At 50.7% G+C, this 17241-nt stretch carries 18 protein-coding genes and 1 pseudogene; 2 read left to right on the forward strand and 17 right to left on the reverse strand.

The features are described 5' to 3' along the window. Positions 1–21: 21 nt before the first annotated feature. The 16 genes from ABID13_RS17250 to ABID13_RS17325 form a co-directional block, all read right to left on the reverse strand. Positions 22–513 carry a chemotaxis protein CheW gene (locus ABID13_RS17250; RefSeq protein ID WP_048929437.1) on the reverse strand — a complete coding sequence of 164 codons (492 nt, stop codon included), beginning with the start codon at positions 511–513 and terminating at the stop codon, positions 22–24. After that, complete coding sequence (locus ABID13_RS17255) at positions 503–2665, reverse strand: ATP-binding protein (RefSeq protein WP_048929438.1); 2163 nt, start codon at positions 2663–2665, stop codon at positions 503–505. The genes ABID13_RS17250 and ABID13_RS17255 overlap by 11 nt, the downstream gene beginning before the upstream one ends. A gap of 15 nt (positions 2666–2680) precedes the next feature. After that, entirely contained in the window at positions 2681–3625 is a 945-nt protein-coding gene (locus ABID13_RS17260) for a GGDEF domain-containing response regulator (protein ID WP_007862883.1), read from the reverse strand. A 17-nt stretch (positions 3626–3642) separates the two neighbouring features. After that, complete coding sequence (locus ABID13_RS17265) at positions 3643–4119, reverse strand: chemotaxis protein CheD (RefSeq protein ID WP_045092055.1); 477 nt, start codon at positions 4117–4119, stop codon at positions 3643–3645. 4 nt (positions 4120–4123) lie between these two features. After that, entirely contained in the window at positions 4124–4735 is a 612-nt protein-coding gene (locus tag ABID13_RS17270; protein ID WP_007862885.1) for a chemotaxis protein CheC, read from the reverse strand. 23 nt (positions 4736–4758) lie between these two features. Further along, positions 4759–6435, reverse strand: coding sequence for a methyl-accepting chemotaxis protein (locus tag ABID13_RS17275; protein ID WP_040416329.1), 1677 nt, complete (start codon positions 6433–6435; stop codon positions 4759–4761). Between the two features lie 20 nt (positions 6436–6455). After that, positions 6456–6821, reverse strand: coding sequence for a response regulator (locus ABID13_RS17280; protein ID WP_007862887.1), 366 nt, complete (start codon positions 6819–6821; stop codon positions 6456–6458). A gap of 52 nt (positions 6822–6873) precedes the next feature. Next, positions 6874–7689: a CheR family methyltransferase gene (locus ABID13_RS17285; protein WP_007862888.1), complete on the reverse strand. Its 816-nt coding sequence runs from the start codon at positions 7687–7689 to the stop codon at positions 6874–6876. Continuing rightward, positions 7686–8000, reverse strand: coding sequence for a chemotaxis protein CheW (locus tag ABID13_RS17290; RefSeq protein WP_007862889.1), 315 nt, complete (start codon positions 7998–8000; stop codon positions 7686–7688). Before ABID13_RS17290 ends, ABID13_RS17285 begins: the two co-directional genes overlap by 4 nt. Before the next feature lie 16 nt (positions 8001–8016). Further along, positions 8017–8403, reverse strand: a complete 387-nt coding sequence (locus ABID13_RS17295) for a hypothetical protein (protein WP_007862891.1) — start codon at positions 8401–8403, stop codon at positions 8017–8019. A gap of 147 nt (positions 8404–8550) precedes the next feature. After that, the gene (locus tag ABID13_RS17300) at positions 8551–9462 is read right to left on the reverse strand and encodes a polysaccharide deacetylase family protein (RefSeq protein WP_227161150.1); all 912 of its coding nucleotides are present in this window, start codon (positions 9460–9462) and stop codon (positions 8551–8553) included. A gap of 128 nt (positions 9463–9590) precedes the next feature. Continuing rightward, positions 9591–10409 (reverse strand): hypothetical protein, encoded by an 819-nt coding sequence (locus ABID13_RS17305; RefSeq protein WP_007862895.1) that lies wholly within the window; start codon positions 10407–10409, stop codon positions 9591–9593. After that, complete coding sequence (locus tag ABID13_RS17310) at positions 10406–11821, reverse strand: sensor histidine kinase (RefSeq protein ID WP_045092053.1); 1416 nt, start codon at positions 11819–11821, stop codon at positions 10406–10408. Before ABID13_RS17310 ends, ABID13_RS17305 begins: the two co-directional genes overlap by 4 nt. Further along, positions 11818–12477: a response regulator transcription factor gene (locus ABID13_RS17315; protein WP_007862899.1), complete on the reverse strand. Its 660-nt coding sequence runs from the start codon at positions 12475–12477 to the stop codon at positions 11818–11820. Before ABID13_RS17315 ends, ABID13_RS17310 begins: the two co-directional genes overlap by 4 nt. Further along, the gene (locus ABID13_RS17320) at positions 12474–13610 is read right to left on the reverse strand and encodes a hypothetical protein (protein ID WP_053095342.1); all 1137 of its coding nucleotides are present in this window, start codon (positions 13608–13610) and stop codon (positions 12474–12476) included. Before ABID13_RS17320 ends, ABID13_RS17315 begins: the two co-directional genes overlap by 4 nt. A 116-nt stretch (positions 13611–13726) precedes the next feature. Then, on the reverse strand, positions 13727–14278 hold the full coding sequence (locus ABID13_RS17325; RefSeq protein WP_007862904.1) for a helix-turn-helix domain-containing protein: 552 nt from the start codon (positions 14276–14278) through the stop codon (positions 13727–13729). Positions 14279–14416: 138 nt separating this feature from the next. Between ABID13_RS17325 and ABID13_RS17330 the strand changes: the two are divergent. Both ABID13_RS17330 and ABID13_RS17335 read left to right on the forward strand, forming a co-directional pair. After that, a pseudogene (locus ABID13_RS17330) lies at positions 14417–15082 on the forward strand (SLC5/6 family protein); the annotation flags it as partial. Between the two features lie 64 nt (positions 15083–15146). Next, positions 15147–15728 carry a LysE family transporter gene (locus tag ABID13_RS17335; RefSeq protein ID WP_048929439.1) on the forward strand — a complete coding sequence of 194 codons (582 nt, stop codon included), beginning with the start codon at positions 15147–15149 and terminating at the stop codon, positions 15726–15728. Between the two features lie 7 nt (positions 15729–15735). On the opposite strand, the gene ABID13_RS17340 is transcribed toward ABID13_RS17335, so the two are convergent. After that, complete coding sequence (locus ABID13_RS17340) at positions 15736–17049, reverse strand: MATE family efflux transporter (protein WP_045092051.1); 1314 nt, start codon at positions 17047–17049, stop codon at positions 15736–15738. Between the last annotated feature and the right edge of the window lie 192 nt (positions 17050–17241).

A 17241-nucleotide genomic window follows, 5' to 3' on the forward strand; every position in this document is an offset into this window, starting at 1 on the left:
GTCAGGGAGCCGCCCTTTACCTTATCTGCACACAATGAGATTTTCCAACGTCTTTTCCACATCCAAAAGAAAATACAGTTCATTTCCACACATATAATACGCCTTTTCAGCCAGCAATGCGGCTTCCTGCTTTTCCGGCCCCCGAATCCGGTCCTCAGCCTTCAGCTGGGCCATATAGGGATCTCCGTGCAAAAGGATTCCCGCATAATACTTCTTCCAATGGATGACCATGACAAGCTGACGGTCCACAAAGGTCTCCCCGCTGTCCACAGGGAATCCAGGACTGTCCGGTTCTATGCAGCCCTCTATGCAGTTCTCAATACAGCCCTCCAGACGGACCACGGGAACAATGGTCCCCTTATGGTTGCAGACACCTGCATAATATCCCGGAAGGCAGGGCATGGCAGATAAGACCACATCCTTGCATATCTCTTCCACATAAGAAAATTCAACCGCATATTTCCGGCCGTTTCCCGGGATACAGAGCACTTCCCTGACTGGTTCATCTGTCATAACGCTCCTCCTTTTTGTACCTTCCAATGAGGATCTCAGTGTCCAGAGCAGCGCATATATGGCCGCTGCCCATGATACTGCAGCCGCAGATGCCGGTTCTGCTCCTAAAGCCGCTGCCCAGAAGGGCAGGAAGGGATTTTATCACAATGCGTTTCTGCCCATAGATGTGATCCATGAGAAAGAATCCCTCGTGCTCCGCACCTCTTACATACACAAGGACGGCCCGTTCCGGTATCTCCCCGCCCAGTGAGTAAAAGCCGTGCAGATCAATGATCGGAACCATCCTGTCCTCGTACAAAAGATATTCCCGCCCATTCATGCAGCGCATCATATCCTTAACCGCGCCATATTCCAGGAAACGGTACACATGGCGGGCAGGTATGGAAAAACGGTACGGTCCTATTTTGAACCGGACACATTCCATGGATGCCAGGTTCAGGGGAACCGTGATGGCAAAGGAACTGCCCTCCCCTTCCTTGCTGCGTATGGAAAGGCTGCCCCCCACCTCCTCCATGATGTTCTTAACCACGTCCAGTCCCACGCCTCTTCCGGAGTATTCCGTCACTGTCTCATTGGTGGAAAACCCCGGGGAAAGCAGGACTTCCTTGATCTGCTGGATATCCTCCCCCGGACCGGTCATCAGACTTCTTTCCATGGCTTTTTCCCTGACCTTTTCCATATCGATCCCTCTGCCGTCATCGCTAATGGTCAGGCGCAGTTCCCCGCCTGCGTTCTCTGCTGAAAAAACAACCTTCCCTCTCCTGTCTTTTCCCGCCTCCTGGCGCTGATCCGGCGCTTCTATGCCATGGTCCATGGCATTGCGCACCATGTGCAGCAGGGCCTCAGACACGTAATCCACCACGCTTTTATCCGCTTCCACATCCGCACATTGGACCACCAGCTCAGCTTCCTTTTTTTGATCCCTGCACATGTCCCTTAAAGCCCGTTTCAGTTTTGGGACCACCTTTGCCACAGGCACAAGGCGCATCTCCATGACCGAGCGCTCGATCTGGCTCACCAGCAGGCTGATCTGATGGCCTGTTCCGTTTTCCACATCCTCCAGCCCGCTTTTGCTCAGTTCGTTCTCCAATATCTGCATCTGGAGCAGAAGCTGCGCCGCCTGGTTCTGAAGCTGGTCCAGACGCTCAATACGCACCTCCATAAAATCATCGCTGACCATCTCGGGCCGGTCCTTTTCACCGCCGGCCTTCCTGTTCCCGGAGGCCGGACCCAAACCGGATCCGCTGCCCCCGTGCAGGCTGTCCTCAGGCTCACTGTCAGCCACCACTTTGCACCCTGCCACAAACAGTCCATTTCTCAGGGTCTTCAGGACCGCCTCCTTATCACCGCTCTCAAACCGGATAAAAACGCCATTTTTCCCTATATATTCAGCGCTCTCTCCTGCCTTGTCCAGATCTTTGGGATATGTCTCCACCAGTGTGCAGATACCTGTTATGGACCGCACCAGCATGAATGCCCGGATATTCTCCATACGGCAGCCTTCCTCCAGGGTCACATTGACAACCGTGCCCCCCTGGGCCACAAAGGCTTCGGGTATCTCCGCCGCCGTCTCTCCCTCTTTGGGTCCTGCCCTTAATGTTCCGTCCGGTTCCAGCCCTTGCTCCTGATCCGGTTCCAGCCCCACCCCGGATTTGTTAAGTCCCCGGGGCTGCCCTGTCCCGGCCTTGTTAAGTCCCTGGGCCTGCGCTGTTTCCAGCACTTTGCCCTGTACTTTCCCCTGCTTCATTCCCGCCAGGCAGGCCTGGGCGCGGTTCTCAATACCGGATGTATCTCCGGGCTTGTAACCCTCCCTTTTCATCTGCTCCAGCTCCTGTTCAACAAAATCGGATGCTTCAAACAGCAGATCAAACAGTCCCGGCTCCGGCGATTCCAGATTTTCGGGATGCTCCCTGTAAAATGAAAACAAGTCCTCCAGCTTATGGGCCATGGAGGACAGGCCTCCCAGGCCCATCATGGCTGATGAGCTTTTTATGGTGTGCATGACCCTGAAAATGCTGTGAATACTGTCCTCCTCAAACCTGCCCTTTCTCTCTGCCTCCAGCAGTATATCTGCCAGCTGATTGTTAAGCTGCCTTGTCTCCAGCAGGTATACCTCCAGCATTTCCAGGGCATCTGATTCAAAATATCCCATAATCCGCTCCGTCCATTATAAACTTTCATACCACACACTTTGGTTTTTTCCATTCCTCTTGCCGTGATAAAGCGCCTTGTCCGCACAGCTTATCCCCTCCTCCAGGGCTTCCTGGGGTTTGAATACATGGAGCCCCAGCGTCATGGTACAGGAAAATCCTTCCGCTCCGTAGGGAATCACAAACTGTTCCACCTGTCTGCGCACCTTCTCGCTGATCTCATATGCCTCCTCAAGAGTGACACGGAACAGAATCATAAGGAATTCCTCTCCGCCCCACCGGACCACCCTGTGGTTACGGCAGTTGTCCTCCAGGATGTTGGCAATGCATACAAGGGCCATATCCCCGGCATCATGGCCGTACGTATCATTAACCAGCTTAAAATCATCAATATCAGCCATCACAAAGACTGTCTCCACATCCCCTGCCGTGCAGCAGCGCACATCCTCCAGCAGATCGCCCACAACATAACGCCGGTTGTACAGCCCCGTAAGCCCATCCCTGTACGCCATATAATTCAGCTTTTCCATACTGTCCCGCAGTTCCCTGTTCTGGCGGTCCAGTTCGTCCCTCTGCTTTTTCTGGGCCAGGTGGGCGTGGATCCTGGACTGGAGTTCCTTTTTGACAAAAGGCTTCTTGATATAATCGCAGGCACCCATGGAAAATCCCCTGACCACATCTTCGTCACTGGATTTGGAGGTCAGGAAAATGATGACCGAATCCTTTGGACTGCCATCCTTTAAATGATTGTAAAGCTCATAGCCGTCCGTGTCCGGAAGCACCACGTCCAGGAGGATCAGATCGGGACGGCACCGCTTTAACTGCTCCACAGCCTCCTGGCCGCTGTGGGCTTCCCAGAGGCTGATATCTTCCTCCTTTAAAGCTGCTTTAATCTGTTCGCAGATCAAAAGACTGTCATCCACGATCAACACTGTCTGCCTGTTTTCCTCTTTCATGTGCATTGTTCTTCCTCCTGGTTTTACAGCACAACAAGTGCATGTCTCACCGAATTTATTTCTAATTTTCCGTTTTCCCCATAAAAGAAAATGGTCCTGCCGTAATTCTTTCCCGTATCCTGGGCCATGAGAGGTATGCCCTTCCTGGCCAGGCTGAGTTTCACGGCCTCCGTATTTTTTTCTCCAATATCCATATGGATGTTGGATGATGAGAACATCCTGGCTCCACCTGCGATCTTGGCTACCAGCATATTTTCCCTGGCTCCCCGGCCCACCATTTCCTTTACCAGTTCACAGACGCCTTCATCCGCAAATTTATATGCATTTTCTTTGTTGGCCGCATACTCCCTTCCGGGGAGTATGATATGGGCCATACCTGCAATCCTTTTTTGGGGATCATAAAGGCAGATACCAATACAGGAGCCCAGGGCATAGGAGACCAGCACCTGGTTTCCTGATACGACTTTTCCATCTGCAATCCCAACTACAATCTTATCCATGGCGCTACTCCCTGAGTCTGTGAAGCATGATCCCCAAATCCTCCTGCTCCGGAAGGAACAGTATGTGGCCCCTGTAGGCCTTGCCCGACATTTGGAACCGGTTCTCTATGAGCAGGATATCATCACTTACGATCACCCAGTGGGACAGTGGATAGCTCAGGATCGCCCCTGCCATGTCGATACACAGTTCAGGCACTGACACATCCATCTCTATATTCATAAATTGAGACAGGGCGCGGATATAGGAACCGCACATGATATTGCCCAGCTCGCAGACCAGGGATGTCTCCATCTCATCCATCTCCATGATCCTTTGCGCTCTCCTGCCCAATATGGCCTCTATTACGGCATTTGTAAAGGTTTCGCTGAGCATAAACAGGAAGATCCCCTTCATCTGTCCCGTCACCTCCACCAGAATCCCTGTCTGCAGTTCCTCCGGCTGTCCCAGAACACGGCAGACCTCCTGATAGGACAGGACCTTAAGTGCCGGTATCTCCAGTTCAATGGGCTGGTCCATCATCTGCGACAGGGAGGTGACTGCATTTCCGGCTCCTATATTTCCAATTTCCATTAATATATCCTTTGATATCTCATCCAACTCCCTGTAAGTCTCCATCCCCTTGCCTCTCCTTTATATCCCTATAATTCAAAGCGTTCCACCAGCTCCTTGAGTATCTGGGCCTGTGCGGAAAGCTCCTCGCTGGCTGCCGCGCTTTCCTCCGATGTGGCTGAATTGCCCTGGACGATCTCCGAAATAAGTTCCACACTTTTCCGGATCTGGCTGATAGCCTCAGCCTGCTGTATGGACAGCCCTGAGATCTTATCCATCTCCCTGTTAACGGTCCTGGCCCCTTCCACGGAATCCTTTAATGTCCGGGCCGTTGCATTGACCGCGTCCATACCATCCCTTGCGGCCTCCGAATTCTTTTCCACCAGTTCCGCGGTAAGCTTGGACGCCCCCGCAGTCTTGGAAGCAAGACGTCTGACCTCTTCCGCCACAACGGAAAAGCCCCGGCCGGCCTCCCCGGCCCTGGCAGCTTCAACCGAAGCATTCAGGGCCAAAATATTGGTCTGGAACGCTATATCCTCAATCTGCCTGACGATCCCTGTGATCTCCCCGGAATTTTTCTTAACCTGCCCCATGGATTCCATCAGGGAAGCCATCTGCTCCTCGCACTCTCCCAGCCTGTGACCCACGGATGCGGCCAGACGGCTGGAGGCAACTGCGCTGTCCGCATTATTCCTTACGCTCTCTGCGATCTCATTAATGCTCACTGCCAACTCTTCCACGGAGCCTGCCTGCTCCGATGCGCCTTGTGCCAGGGCCTGGGCATTGTTGGACACCTGCTCTGCTCCCAGGGATACCTGCTCCGCGCTGCTGTTGATCTGATAAATGGAATTACGCAAAAGACGGCTGATCTCACTTAGCCCATTGCCCACCGCAATAAAATCCCCTTTAAACACAACCTCCGGCTGGTAGTTCAGATGACCGCCGCCCAGAGCCGCAAGCCCTCTGCGGATCTCCTCCACATAGTTCTTCAGAGCCTCTGATGTGCTGCGTATGTCATCGGCCAGCTGTCCCAGTTCGTCCCTGGACTTATATGAAAGTCCGATATCCAGACCGCCATTGGCAATGGTATTGGCCGCATCCTTTACCTCCCTGATGGGCCTTACAATACTTTTCGTTATGGTAACGCAGATCAGGACGGTAAATGCGATACATACCAGTGAAAGGAGGAGCAGCATAAACATAATCCTGTGGTTTGCCTCATGCGCCGCAGACATACTGTGCTCCGCGTCCGCCACAGATAAATCCACCACATCGTTGAGAACCGTCCGCACCGTATTGGCCTGGGGGAGATAACTGTCCACATACTCCTTTAAGACTTCCCTGTTTTCCCCCTCTTCCAGAAGAGACATGATCCTGGTCCTTGATACGGCCAGCTTCTGGAACTCTTCCTGCAGTTCCTTTACCTTTTCCGGTGCAGTGATATAACCGGTGGAAAGCTGGGTCAGAGCAGCCTCCTCCGATTGGATCAGCTCTTTTGTATTCTCAAGATATCTATCTTCATCCACCAGCTCATCGGTGGCTGCCATCAGGACTATATTCCGGTCCACCGCACGCAGGTTTGCAATCATGCGCAGGGAGGACTGTACATTGGCAAACGGCTCATTGTAGAGCCGGTCCATTCTGGAGGACACGGACTCTATGTTAAAAAGCGCCGTCACAACCGTGATAATATAGAGAATGATAATGGATATGAAAGCCACTGCCATTTTCTTGCCTGTCTTATAATTCTTGAACCGTTCCCTCATCATTTTTATCCCCGCAATCTTTATGAATTCAGATGGCAATCCACAACCCGCATAAATTCATCCGCCTTAAAAGGCTTGACGATAAAATCCACCGCACCTGCAACCAATGCCCTTTGGATCATCATCTCCTGCCCCACTGCCGAGCACATCACGATCCTGGTCCCCGGTTCTTTTGCCAGCATCTCCTCCAGGACCTCCAGGCCGGACTTGCCGGGCATGGTGATGTCAAGAAGGACCAGATCGGGCTTTACCTGCCTGAACACAGCCATGGCCTCTTCTCCGTCCTGTGCCTCAGACACATCCTGATACCCGCCTTCGTTCAGTATTTTGCGGATTATCTTTCTCATAAACATTGCATCATCTACAATTAATATCCGTTTATCCATATGGTCCCCTTTTATCCCTTCCTATTTTACAGGTTTTTATTGAACAGGCTCTCTATTTTACAGGCTTTTTATAAACAGCCGGATATACCGCCTCCAGCCTGGTCTCCTCCCTTGATAAAAGCTCCGCATGTCCCACCAGCAGATAGCCCCCCGGATTCAGGCAGGCCTCCAGCTGACGGACCAGCCATTCCCTTGAGCGGCGGTCAAAATATATCATTACGTTCCGGCATAATACCAGATCGAATTTTTCCGTTCCCGGCGCTGTCTCCATAAGATTATGGCGTCTGAACCGTATATTATACCTGAGCCGTTCTTCCACCTCAAAGGTGTTCTCCTCCCGGACCCGGCAATATTTTCTCTGCCATGACTCCGGCAGGCACTCCATCTCCTTAATGGGATAGATCCCCTGCTCCGCCTTTCTCAAGGCTTCGCCTGAAATGTCCGTGGCCAGCATACGGATACCGGGCATGCGTCCGCCCTTTTCCTTAAGTTCCTGGATCAGCATGGAAACCGAATACACCTCCTCGCCGGTAGAACATCCTGCACTCCAGATGTTACAGACGCCGCAGCTCCGGTTCTCAAACAGTTCCGGCAGTATTTTCTGCCCCAATACAGTAAAATGGGCCGGCTCCCTCATAAAGTATGTATAATTGGTGGTAAGCCGGTTCACCATCTCACCGGCCATAATACCGGTCCTGTCGTTCTTCATCAGCTCCATATATCTGGCAAAGGAAGTAATTCCCCGCCGCTCCAGTTCCCTGGCCAGCCTGCATTCGATCAGGACCTGCTTTTTTTCCAGGTTAATACCGTAGTGTTCCCTGATATATGTTACAATTTCATCAAATTCCTTTGCATTCAGTCTGATCACTCTGATTTCTCCCATACTCCCGTGAGTACCCGGACCAATTCCTCCTGATCCCCGTTTTCCTCTCCAACCGGTTCCCCGCAGACAGCACAGAGGGCGTCATCCTGTCCGCCCAGTATAAAAGCACAGGAAATCTCATTTCCATTGCCAAGGCAATAAAAAGTCAGAGGTTTTCCCTCATAAATCAGGACTCCTCCGACATTCCCCGGGGCCCCGGGTACTTTATGTAACTGGGGATGAATGACGATCTCCCGGATGCGGCCTGTTTCTACGTACAGTACCCTGTCTCCATCCCTGACAGCCACCAAATCCATGTGTATGACCTCCCATTTATTCCAATCCCATGGCCAGGGGATCAAGTACAAAAGCCGGATCATATCCGCCGTCCTCCCCTTCCAGAAGGGCCATTGCCTTCAGATAACGGTTATGGCTGCTCATTACCCCTTCCGGTATCCCATGGATCCGTTCCTCTCCGATCTCTGCCAGTCCGGCCACTGATTCAGCACCTATTCCAAACCTGAGGTCCCGGCATCTGACAATAATCAGGTAAGGCTGCCCTGTCTCAACCGGGGGAAACTCCATGCCCCCGCCAACCGCCAGGGGAAGCTCAGGATCGCGCTCACTCATGGCAGATACCCGCTCCACCCACTGCAGTGGAAGAAGGAAGCTGAAGCCGGCAAGATAAAAGAGAAGATATGAATCCCTTAACCTATCCATCCCCTTCTCCTTTCCGCCTGTACGGGCCGCCTTAAATCTTAACACATTATTTATATTCTATCATATATGGGAGAGATTTACTATTGTAAAATTCAAAACAAAAACAGGCGCCCGCTGTGAGGTCCCTGTTTTGTCCCTGATCCGCAATTATCTGAACTGAATGGGCTTTGTGTCCCATGTAAGGGGTTCCATTTGGTAATCCTGCAGCTGGTCAATGAGATCATCCAGACAGGATGCCGTGCTGTGTACAATGTCATGGGCCAGAAGCACCACCCGGTGTCTGCCCTGGATCGTCCTTTTTGCATTAGCTATGAGTTCCTCAGGGGAGGCGGGCTTGACCGCGTCCTCAAGGCTGGCATTCCAGTCAAAATAGGTAAACCCCCTGGCACTCATCCGGTCTATTATCTCCTGCCGGACAGCCCGGTTATAGGAATTAATGCTGCCGCCGGGAAATCGGTACAGTTTTATCTCAGCCCCCGTCACCTCCAGGACCGTCCTGTATGCTTCCTGGAAATCTTCCATAAAACAATCCGTGCTCCTGTAGATTTCCTCATAGTCATGGCGGTTGCAGTGGATGCCGATGGTATGGCCCTCTGCGGCGATGCGCCGGGCCACCTGGGGATGCCTGCGCACATTCTCTCCCACCAGGAAAAAGGTGGCCTTTATGTTCCTCGCTTTCAGGACATCCAAAACCGCGTTGGTATTTTCTTCTGACGGCCCATCATCAAAGGTGAGATATATGGTTTTAGGCTGCTCGCTTTTTTCCTTTTTCCGTTCCCGTATTCCGGCCACGATCATGTCTGCAGCCATTTCCCCCTGGGTTATCACGGTGCCCGGATCCAAAGGGAATGCCGCCGGCTGTCCTCCTGCCCTGTCCATGCCCGCTGTTCTGTACATACCCGCTGTTCTGTACATGCCCGATGTCCTTTCCCTTCCCATGGAACTCACAGCCGGCACCGTGAAGATACACACCGACACAACCGTGGATAAGGCCAGCAAGGCCAGCCGTCCGGCAGACCTTTTCCAGCCCTTTGAATATGAATTTCTTCTGTACACCATATATGCCCCTCTGAATGTAAAAAGCCCCTGTGCTCCCAGGAACCTGAATGCATCTGAATCTTGCTTTCTGGTTCCCAGCTTACACAGGAGCGGCATCAAAATACCATCATTTTTGCATCAAAGTTGCATCATCTGGAAATTTTTAAAAATAACTCGTTGATTCCCTCATAAAAGCCAATGGTCACTATGGTCTTCTGATCCCCCACCCCGCTGCAGACATACTTGCTGAAATAGGGCGTGGCCTCCATCAGTGGATTATCTGTTTCGTATGGCGTTGGGGCTTCCAATCCCATATACTCCGCCCAGTCCCCGGCGATCCGGTCCGGATCCATATTCTCCCAGGTCAGGGGCGTCCTGGCATAGAACTCGTATATTTTCCCGTTATCAGCGTCAATATACGCCTCCATGAGCCTGTTTTCCCTGTCCGTGTTCTTCTGTATACTGGCCAGCTCCAGTTTCCAGACCGCCACATTATTCCTGGGTTCCAGCACATCGATGGCAGAGTACAGGGTGGCGTCATACGCACCGCTGTCCACATTTCTCACCGTATCCGGCAATATTCCCAGTTCCTTCAGGGCAGCCAGCCCCTGGTTGCAGGTCTCATAAATCTGATAATCCGTGATCTCCTTTCCGGAAGGACCTTTGTGGTTCAGCACAAAAGCATAGGTTCCATCCAGATCACCGTATCCGCTGTCCCTGGTAAGGGCGTATTGTTCACTTTCGGGAAACATCTGTCTTCCCAGGCTTTCGGACAGGATATAGAGTTTTTCGCCCGGACTCAGGGTATACCGGTACCCTTCCCCGTCCGATTCCATGGCCCTGGTGTAAATCTGCCCTAATATGGCCTTATCCCGGTATCTGGCAAAAAGCTCAGGCCCCGCAATGGACAGCAGCATGATCAGAACGGTAAATAAAAGAAGGAACAGGCTGAATATCATCTTCCTCATACGTTCTCCTCCTCTGCCCGGACAGGCAGGACAAAGCTCATGCAGGTCCCTTTTCCAGGTTCACTCTCTATCTCCAGACGGCTTCCGTGCAGCAGCAGGATCTCTGCGCACAAAGCCAGCCCCAGCCCTGCGCCGTTCCGGCTCCTGGACCTGGATTTGTCCACCATGTAAAACGCCTTGGTGATCTTTTTCTGCTCCTCCCTGGGGATCCCCACCCCATGGTCCTTTACCTGGAATCGGTATCCCTCATCCAGCTGCTTGCCGTACACCTCGATCAGCCCCTCCGGCTCCGATGCCTTGCAGGCATTATCCAACAGGTTCATGAGCACGGATTTGATCAGGTTTCCCTCCGCCCAAACAGTTCCCTCGTCATAGTTAAAATATATCTTCATGCTCTTGTTCAGCACGTACATATCATAGAGGTACAAAAACAGGGATTCCACGGAAACCGCTCCAAACTCCGCCCCTCCGTGTCTGGTGACCATGATGTCCAGCAGACGGAAGGACATGGCCTCCAAACGCTTTCCTTCCGTATAGATATAGTTGGCCGACACAAAACTCTTTTCCTCGTCCAGCTTTCTTGAACGGAGCATGTCGGCATATCCGATAATGGATGTGAGGGGCGTCTTCAGTTCATGGGCAAATGCAGCCACAAAGTCTTCCCGCGACTGGATCTCATCCTCCAGCTTGTTGATGTTGTCCTCCAGGGCATTGGCCATCTGGTTAAAATCAATGGTGAGCTGTCCCAGCTCATCGCTGCTGACCTTCCTGGCCCGGTAATGGTAATCCCCGGAAGCCATGCGCTTGGTGGCCCGGGTCAGCAGACGGATGGGCCTGGTAAGCAATGAGGCAATCAGATGCATGATCACGGTGCCGCACACCAGCATCGCAATGGTCACCTGGCGGTAAACGGAGAATCCCAGAGCGCGCTCATGGAACACCTCCGACACATCCCTCATGGTTTCCAGGTACAGGACACGGTCCAGGGCGTTCACCGTGGTCCCGGTCTGTATATAATAGCTGCCGCTGCGGCTGACCACCCGGTATGACTTGGCGTCAGGACCGGTCTGGTCTAAAAGGCGGTTATCGATGTCAAAACCGCTGCTGGCATACAGCACGTTCCTCTGTTCATCGGAAAGGCGCAGCATACGCCTTGCATTGTGTCCCCCGCTTTCCAGGTTTGAGGCTATCTGTCCCACTGTGGTATCCTGCAGCACATCATATTTGGCAGGCACATTAAGGGCAGCTGTCTCAAAGGCAAAACGCAGGATACTGCTGTCGTCCAGCGTCTGACTCACTTCCCGCTCCAAAGCGGTTTGGAAAACATAGTTGACAAAATAAAAACCGCTGAAACCAAATCCCAGGGCCATGACGATCATGGTCCACACAAGGAGTTTAAAGGAAAATTTCATTGAGGCACCTCAAGGCGGTATCCCACTTTGTACACCGCCACCAGACTGTTTTCCCATCCCAGTTTTCTTCTCAGCCTCTGCACATGGAGGTCCAGGGTACGGCTGTCCCCTGAGTATTCCCCTTCCCATACCTTTTCGTACAGTGTCTCCCTGAACAGGGCTACATTTTTATTCCGGATAAACAGGAGCAGGAGCCCAAACTCCTTGTTGGTCAGTACCACCGGCCTTCCGGCCCTGGTTACCATCCTGGCCTCCACATCCACGGTCACATCCCCCGCCCTCAGAAGGCGTTCCGTCTTGTTGTACCTGCGCAGCACCGCCTCCACCCTGGCAGTCAGCTCCACCATGTCAAAGGGCTTTACCAGATAATCATCCGCTCCCAGCCGCAGGCCCTTGACCCTGTCCCTCACCTCGTGCTTTGCTGTTATAAAGATCACAGGGACCTCCAGGGGGCGTATGTACTCCATGATATCGTAACCATCCACCCCGGGCAGCATCACGTCCAGAAGAATCAGGTCAAAAGATTCACCCTCGATCATCTTCAGTGCCGACACACCGTCCTGGACCGCCCTGCAGTGATAGCCCGCAGCTGTCAGATTCATATCGATCAAATCACAGATTGGTTTTTCATCATCCACTATCAGTACTTTTATCATTGCTCTGATCTCCACCCCCAATATGCCCGCAGCCGTTCCACCAGTTCATACATGGTGTCGCTGTCATTGCACTGAACCGTATGTTTTATGTCCGTATCCTCGTAAAAGCCGCTGGTCCTCTGGTAGTAGACAGAGTAGTCCGTCTCCACCACGATCTCCCCGTCCTTTCCCTCATAGCTGTAGCTGGCCAGCACCACAATATCCTTCAGCCCATCGCCGTCAATGTCACGGCAGTTGATTCCCCTCAGGCCATACAGGTTTTCATAATCCCCCATGGGCTGGAAACTCCAGACAATATAACCCTGTTCATTGACCAGGTACAGCATGAACACGGTATACTCCGCCATGCGGTAAGTCCCTGGCACCAGCCAAAGCCGTCCCAGTTTTTCAAACATGACCGGATAATAGTGGGCAGGCACGATCTGAAACCCGGAATCCACCAGTTCTTGCTGCGTGTTTGACGTGTATAAAAATTCCGTGGAATATCCGTCCCGGACAAAGGAGGTGAGGAAACTGATGCTTTTGTTCATGCCAAACCGGTTGATCTTATCTGAGATCCTGTAATCCCTGTAAAATGATCCGTCCTTTTGGAACAGCACATCCCCCACCTTGTAGGATTTACCCGCATTGATCTGTGAATCATAAAAACAGGACGAAATAAGCACAATGTCCGTCAACCCATCCCCGTTCATATCCCGGAACGAGGCGGCGGGAAGGCGTTCGTTGGGCTGCTCCAGGCTTCCCCTGCGCTGGTTGTTGGTCTCCAGCTGGTCGGTCTTATATACGATACGCCCGTCCTCATCTGAAATAAAAACAGCCAGGCGGTCATACTCCGTGTCAAAGGTCAGGGTGACAAAGACTTGTCCGATCCCCTTCATCTCCATGTCAAAGACCTTGGGCCCGATCATCTCAAACCCATTATCATCAATGCCGGCCATTGTCTCAATGGATTCAAAACGCCGGCGGTATTCCCTGTAATGGCCGGACAGCCCGCTGTCCGAAGATTCCTGAAAAGATAGGGGATTTCCATATGCTTTAATTGAAAATGGATCAGAAAATCCCGATGCCAGAAGGCACAGGACCAAAAGAGGAAAGGCTATCAAATATCGGTAAGTATCATGGTTCACAGGCATGCACCAACTTTTCTCATGATTTCCATGGTTTAAAAATATAGTAACTCAAAAAAGCAAACATTTCAACCCGAGTTTCATTGAGAACAGGGAATCCTGGCCGTATCCTCCAGTCCCTGTCAGGGGTTAAAAAGGATCATGTGTAATATTGCGGATTCATTTCCAGCATTCTTGTATGAATGATTGGTATCGGCTCTAAAGCGTATGCTTTCACCTTCTTCAACCATAAATCTTTGACCGCCGGCATAGATCTCGATTTTGCCCTTAAAGATTGTAATAAATTCAGTGGTTCCCTTTAAGTGTGGTTCGGATTCCCAATAACTTCCCTGGTCTAATTCCAGATAATAGACTGCAAATCTGCGGTTCTCATTATCCGGGAAAAGAGAAAAGTTTTTTACTTTTCCACCATCCTCAAGCAAAGGCTGTATTTCAGTCTTTTTAACGATCTCATAGGGACTCTTTGGGCGAACGGTTAAAGCGTCAAACGGCACCTTCATTCCATTTGAAATTTTCCATAATGTGGATATTGTTGGATTTCCGTCACCCCGTTCAATTTGCGCAAGCATACTCTTACTTACACCGCTCAACTTTACAAGTTCATCCATACTTAACTTTTTTTCTTCTCGCAGCCGCTTAATATTTTTAGCGACTATTATATTCATGGAATCCAAAAAAATCGCTCTCCTCTCTTGACATTATAACGCACAAGTTGTATCATTATATCGTACTAGTGCGATATAATAACCCTTTTATATCATTATACAATTTCAATTTAGGTTTGTAAAGAGGAAAAGAGGTAGGTCTAAACTATGAAGAGAGAACATTTTTCATCACGGCTGGGATTTATTTTAATTACCGCCGCCTGCTCCATCGGCTTGGGAAACATTTGGAGGTTCCCATATGTAACAGGAAAGTACGGCGGCGCGTCCTTTGTTATTTTTTACCTGTTTTTTTTAGTAATACTGGGCCTGCCGATTGTGGTGATGGAATTTGCGGTGGGCCGGGCAAGCCAACGCAGTACCGCATTGTCATTTAATATACTGGAACCAAAAGGAACCAAATGGCACTGGTTTAAGTACGTTACAATCATTGGGAATTATCTGCTGATGATGTTTTACACGGTAATCAGCGGATGGCTTCTTTACTACTTTGGAGAAATGGTAAAAGGCCGGTTTCAAGGTCTTACTTCCAGCGAAGTTGCCAATGTATTCTCTGGTTTGCTTGGAAATCCTACTGCTATGATCGTGTGCTCTTTTGTTATAACTTTTGTTTCATTTGGTATTTGCACAATCGGTTTACAAAAGGGTGTGGAACGTGTAACAAAAATTATGATGTCATTATTATTTTGCCTTTTAATTGTTTTGGCCGTCAGGTCTGTCCTGCTCCCCAATGCAGAAATTGGATTACGTTACTATCTCTATCCCGACTTTGGAACCATTCAGAAAATCGGAGTGCCTGAATGTATTTTTGCGGCCTGTTATTGTACTTATAATTTTCATAAGTGGTTATTTCTCATTGCTGAAATAGAAAGGGGTCACTATGTTCCATTTATATGATTTTCTGATTTATTGCTTTATCACGGCTTATACGCCGGGAGCGAATAATCTGCTTTCCATGAGCAATGCCGTACGGCTGGGATTCCGGCGGAGCGTTTCCTTTAATTTCGGCATCCTGGCTGGTTTTACAATCGTTATGTCTGTTTGCACCGCCTTTAGTGCAACGCTCTATTCATTTCTTCCCAGAATCAAGATTGCCATGCAAATATTAGGGGCCGCTTATATGCTGTACCTTGCATGGAAGGTCTGGAAAAGTTCGTCTGAATTAAGTGCAGACAGCGGAAAAGAGGCCAGTTTTCTCTCAGGCATGGTATTACAATTTGCCAATCCAAAAATTTATATTTACGCAATCACAGCAATGTCCCTTTATATTTTGCCAGTTTTTCATTCTGGCGCAGCACTAATAGGATTTACTGTTATACTGTCTTTCATTGGCGCTTCCGGTTCTTTTGTATGGGCGCTGTTTGGAGCGGCATTTTACAAGTTCTTCTCGAAACACACCATGCTGGTAAATATCATCATGGCTCTTTTACTGGTTTACTGCGCTGCATCTCTATTTTTTTGATTGTTAATCAGTATTTCTCCAAGCGGTACATCAGCACACCCGTAACCGCCAGGCACATCAGCTCGGACACGGTTGGCGCCCACCATATGCCCGCGCCGCCCATAAGGGCAATACATGCCCCAAGGGCGGATACCATGGTCACCACTCCGCGCCCCAGGGAGATCATCAGGGATTCACCGGGCTTTTCTATGGCTGTGAAGAAACCGCCGGCCACCACGTTGAATCCCATGAACAGGAAGGATATGCTGAAGATGCGGAATACAAACGCGGAGTAATCCCTCAGTTCCTGCAATGACGGGGAAATGAACACGCCCACCAGCATATCCGCTCCTGCCATGGCTGCCAGGAATGCGGCCGCGGCCATTCCCACCGATGCCCTCACCGAGTACCGGAGCAGCTTACTGCAGCTGGCTTCATCCCCTTTTCCGTAGTAAAAGCTGATCAGAGGCTGGGTTCCCTGGGCAATCCCCGCCATGGACATTACCACAATGGTGTTTACATAGGCGATAATGGTATAGCTTATGATCCCCTGCTCCCCTATGAATCTAAGAATGGCATGGTTGAACATAAAAACCGTAAACCCTGCGGACAGCTCCGTCAGACCTGAGGAAAGTCCGATCTTTATCACACGCCAAAACTGTGCTCCGCTCCACCGGGGCTTCTCAAACCGTATGGTGGCCCTGGGACTCAGGAAATGTTTCAGATACAAAAATACCGTCACCATCTGGGATATACCCGTAGCTGCCCCGGCTCCGGCCACTTCCCACTTAAATACCATGACAAAGAGATAGTCCAGGACACAGTTGAGCAGGGCGCCTGCTGTTACGGCCATGGTGGCAAACCTGGGATAACCGTCTGTCTTTACCAGTATTTCAAAGGAATAAGAAATGATAAAACACCAGGCAAAGGGCAGAATGGACAGGATATAATGTTTTACATACTCCATGGTAGCTGCCGTGGCTCCCAAAAAAGCAGCGATCCGGTCCAGGCTCAGCCACACCGCCGCCATGATCACCAGTGAGATTCCCCCCAGCACCACCAGGTTCTGGGTATAGGCGCGGTTCGCCTCCCTGTGGTTTTCCTGCCCCAGGAAAATAGCCACAATGGTGGAGGTTCCCACTGCAAATAGAATGGACACGGAGAACAGGAAATTCACAAAGGGGGATGCAATGTTCACTGCCGACAAAGCCACCTCAGACACTCCCCGTGCCACAAACATACCGTCCACCATGGTGTACAGAGCAAAGATCCACTGGGCCACCACCGAAGGCCATATGAATCTCCAGAAACTTTTTTTCAGCGACATTCCCTCAAATTTCATGATTTAACTCCTTTTGATCGTTCCGGTACCAGTTCCATGCGGTACCTGCCATCTGTGCTCTTGTAATTCCAGTATAAACCTTGGTATAATACCAAGGTCAGACTGTAGACAAAATGGTTCCTGGTGCGATGCACCCGGAACCATTTTGAATTTTATATAGAGATATATTGGTTCGAATATCCAGACAAAAGA

The organism is Enterocloster citroniae (genome assembly GCF_040545455.1).
Taxonomy (GTDB): domain Bacteria; phylum Bacillota; class Clostridia; order Lachnospirales; family Lachnospiraceae; genus Enterocloster; species Enterocloster citroniae.

What these genes read in the sequence shown, in the direction of transcription:
- ABID13_RS17250 (WP_048929437.1), bottom strand. Translation starts at nt 513, where the DNA reads ATGACAGATGAACCAGTCAGGGAAGTGCTCTGTATCCCGGGAAACGGC.
- ABID13_RS17255 (WP_048929438.1), bottom strand. Translation starts at nt 2,665, where the DNA reads ATGGGATATTTTGAATCAGATGCCCTGGAAATGCTGGAGGTATACCTG.
- ABID13_RS17260 (WP_007862883.1), bottom strand. Translation starts at nt 3,625, where the DNA reads ATGCACATGAAAGAGGAAAACAGGCAGACAGTGTTGATCGTGGATGAC.
- ABID13_RS17265 (WP_045092055.1), bottom strand. Translation starts at nt 4,119, where the DNA reads ATGGATAAGATTGTAGTTGGGATTGCAGATGGAAAAGTCGTATCAGGA.
- ABID13_RS17270 (WP_007862885.1), bottom strand. Translation starts at nt 4,735, where the DNA reads ATGGAGACTTACAGGGAGTTGGATGAGATATCAAAGGATATATTAATG.
- ABID13_RS17275 (WP_040416329.1), bottom strand. Translation starts at nt 6,435, where the DNA reads ATGAGGGAACGGTTCAAGAATTATAAGACAGGCAAGAAAATGGCAGTG.
- ABID13_RS17280 (WP_007862887.1), bottom strand. Translation starts at nt 6,821, where the DNA reads ATGGATAAACGGATATTAATTGTAGATGATGCAATGTTTATGAGAAAG.
- ABID13_RS17290 (WP_007862889.1), bottom strand. Translation starts at nt 8,000, where the DNA reads ATGGATTTGGTGGCTGTCAGGGATGGAGACAGGGTACTGTACGTAGAA.
- ABID13_RS17295 (WP_007862891.1), bottom strand. Translation starts at nt 8,403, where the DNA reads ATGGATAGGTTAAGGGATTCATATCTTCTCTTTTATCTTGCCGGCTTC.
- ABID13_RS17300 (WP_227161150.1), bottom strand. Translation starts at nt 9,462, where the DNA reads ATGGTGTACAGAAGAAATTCATATTCAAAGGGCTGGAAAAGGTCTGCC.
- ABID13_RS17305 (WP_007862895.1), bottom strand. Translation starts at nt 10,409, where the DNA reads ATGAGGAAGATGATATTCAGCCTGTTCCTTCTTTTATTTACCGTTCTG.
- ABID13_RS17310 (WP_045092053.1), bottom strand. Translation starts at nt 11,821, where the DNA reads ATGAAATTTTCCTTTAAACTCCTTGTGTGGACCATGATCGTCATGGCC.
- ABID13_RS17315 (WP_007862899.1), bottom strand. Translation starts at nt 12,477, where the DNA reads ATGATAAAAGTACTGATAGTGGATGATGAAAAACCAATCTGTGATTTG.
- ABID13_RS17320 (WP_053095342.1), bottom strand. Translation starts at nt 13,610, where the DNA reads ATGCCTGTGAACCATGATACTTACCGATATTTGATAGCCTTTCCTCTT.
- ABID13_RS17335 (WP_048929439.1), top strand. Translation starts at nt 15,147, where the DNA reads ATGTTCCATTTATATGATTTTCTGATTTATTGCTTTATCACGGCTTAT.
- ABID13_RS17340 (WP_045092051.1), bottom strand. Translation starts at nt 17,049, where the DNA reads ATGAAATTTGAGGGAATGTCGCTGAAAAAAAGTTTCTGGAGATTCATA.